Raw genomic sequence first — 2,052 nt, forward strand, 5'->3', positions numbered from 1 at the left:
CACACAGCTTTTCTCGCCTTCTTCCAAGTTTACTTCCCGCTCATTCGCAGTCCCTTACGACCGAGGCAACCAACGCTCGGCTAAACCCTTCAAAAGTGTCCCTGTGCTTAAATGGATGGAGGCTACGGAATTTCTACCGTATGTGCATCGGCTACGCCTTTCGGCCTTACCTTAGCTCCCGGCTTACTAGAAGCGGACGAACCTTCCTTCTAAAACCTTAGACTTTCGGCCATTATGATTCTCACATAATTCTCGCTACTCATTCCGGCATTCTCACTTGTGTAAAATCCACCGCCGCTTTCGCTACGACTTCTCCTCTTACACAACGCTCCCCTACCCCTGTATCTACTGAACAAAGTCAGCTTCGCTTTCGGTTCTATCCTTTACAAGCGAATTTACTCGCTTCGCGAGAATTTGAACCTCTAAGTTAACTTTGTTCAGCAGATACAAGCCCAAGCTTCGGTATAGATTTTAGCCCCGTTGAATTTTCGGCGCAGAGTCACTCGACCAGTGAGCTATTACGCACTCTTTTAATGAGTGGCTGCTTCTAAGCCAACATCCTGGTTGTCTATGCAACTCCACATCCTTCTCCACTTAAATCTATTTCGGGACCTTAGCTGTGGGTCTGGGCTGTTTCCCTTTCGACCACGAGACTTATCTCACGTAGTCTGACTGCTGTACATCAATTATCCGGCATTCTTAGTTTGATATGGTTCAGTAACCTCTCGGCCCCTAGCCAATTCAGTGCTTTACCTCCGGTAATCTAATACAACGCTAGCCCTAAAGCTATTTCGGGGAGAACCAGCTATATCCGGGTTCGATTGGAATTTCTCCGCTAGCCACACCTCATCCGCCACCTTTTCAACGGGGGTCGGTTCGGCCCTCCATGGAGCTTTACCTCCACTTCAGCCTGGACATGGCTAGGTCACCCGGTTTCGGGTCTATGACATACAACTTTTCGCCCTATTAAGACTTGCTCTCGCTTCGGCTCCGGTCCTTAAGACCTTAACCTTGCTGCATATCATAACTCGCCGGACCATTCTACAAAAGGTACCCTATCACACGTTGATGTGCTCTAGGTGCTTGTAAGCACAGGGTTTCAGGTTCTCTTTCACTCCCCTCCCGGGGTTCTTTTCACCTTTCCTTCACAGTACTTATTCACTATCGGTCATTGGGTAGTATTTAGGCTTGGAGGGTGGTCCCCCCGACTTCCCACCGGGTTTCACGTGTCCGGCGGTACTCTGGATCCTGCTCGCTGACTTCTCTTTTCACTTACGCGACTCTCACGCTCTTCGGTCTGCCTTCCCATACAGTTCAGTTAAGTTCGGTCAATGCTAAATGCAGTCCGTAACCCCGAAAGAATTGCTTCTCTCGGTTTGGCCTCTTTCCCGTTCGCTCGCCACTACTTAGGAAATCTCGGTTGATTTCTCTTCCTCGCCCTACTTAGATGTTTCAGTTCAGGCGGTTTCCCTCATATACCTATTTTATTCAGTATATGATGACTGAGGTTTACTCAGCCGGATTGCTCCATTCGGAAATCTGCGGATCAAAGTGTACTTACCACTCCCCGCAGCTTATCGCAGTTAATCACGTCCTTCATCGGCTCCCAATGCCAAGGCATTCGCCCTGCGCTCTTTTTAGCTTTACCATTTTGCTTCATGTTTCTGAGTTCTCGTTATGAATTGTTAATTCATAAATACTTGTAGTTTTTTACCCGATAATTTCTATTATCGTTTTTAACTCGTAGTATCCTCATTTGCATTACTTTTGCTTTATTCACTTTTCAAGCTTCTCTTCTGTTCCTAAGAACAGATCTCAGTAACAAAATCTCTTTTGTTACTCAAATCAATTCTTAGTGGTGGGCACAAATGGACTCGAACCATCGACCTCACGCTTATCAGGCGTGCGCTCTAACCACCTGAGCTATGCGCCCATTTCTTGGTGGAGATGAGGAGGATCGAACTCCTGACCCTCTGCGTGCAAGGCAGATGCTCTCCCAGCTGAGCTACACCCCCAACTTAATTCGTAATTCGTAATTCGTAATTCGTAATT

Annotated in this window: 2 tRNA genes and 1 rRNA gene; all 3 read right to left on the reverse strand. The window is 47.2% G+C overall.

What is annotated here, in order from left to right:
- A 23S ribosomal RNA gene (locus tag DSZ37_RS17440) occupies positions 1-1,648 on the reverse strand; the annotation flags it as partial.
- Positions 1,649-1,856: 208 nt separating this feature from the next.
- Positions 1,857-1,933 (reverse strand) — tRNA-Ile (locus DSZ37_RS17445).
- 6 nt (positions 1,934-1,939) lie between these two features.
- Positions 1,940-2,015, reverse strand: a tRNA-Ala gene (locus DSZ37_RS17450).
- Positions 2,016-2,052: the final 37 nt, after the last annotated feature.

Source organism: Ruminococcus flavefaciens (assembly GCF_900116855.1).
GTDB lineage: Bacteria > Bacillota > Clostridia > Oscillospirales > Ruminococcaceae > Ruminococcus > Ruminococcus flavefaciens_R.